This is a genomic window from Halococcus morrhuae DSM 1307 (assembly GCF_000336695.1).
In the GTDB taxonomy this organism is placed as follows: Archaea; Halobacteriota; Halobacteria; order Halobacteriales; family Halococcaceae; genus Halococcus; species Halococcus morrhuae.
Genome location: NZ_AOMC01000090.1, coordinates 1 through 517, shown reverse-complemented (window position 1 = coordinate 517; position 517 = coordinate 1). Strand labels below are relative to the sequence as shown.

Below are 517 nucleotides of genomic sequence, written 5' to 3'. Positions count from 1 at the left end.
AGGAGTGCATCAGATATGAGCTACCTCATCAGCACCGCCCAGACGAAGCTCCCACTTGCATTGGTGAACGAATGGAGCGTTCTTCTCGAAATCACCAAATGGCTATTCGACGGTGATTAGGCTGGAGCCACCGAGAGCATCTCGTTTGCGACACTCGCCAGTTCTTCTGCATCTGCCTCGCGGAGACGTTCATCACCTAGCAAGAGACGCAACCGCGGTCGTCCCACGTCGATCGGCACTTTCTCCGTCTCAAGGAGTCCCTGGTCTTCGAGCCGGGTCTTCGTCCGCGAGAACGTCGCCTTACTCGCGACACCCGCATCCTCGCCCCAGTGGGAGATATCGTACAGCAACTGCTCGTGTTTGGCCGCCACGAGCAGGCTCACTGCCACCTCATTCAACCAGTCGTCTGTATCCATATCCGCGATCGACTCCAGTACCGTCTCAAAGTCTGCTTCCGTCTCCGAATCGAACTCATCGGCGAGTGTTTCGAGCACGCGCGAGTACGCCGGCGTCCGTA

1 pseudogene is annotated in these 517 nt (G+C 57.6%); it reads right to left on the bottom strand.

The annotated features are described in order from the left end of the window. Positions 1-116: 116 nt before the first annotated feature. Positions 117-517 (bottom strand): annotated as a pseudogene (locus C448_RS05980) (transcriptional regulator TbsP domain-containing protein); the annotation flags it as partial.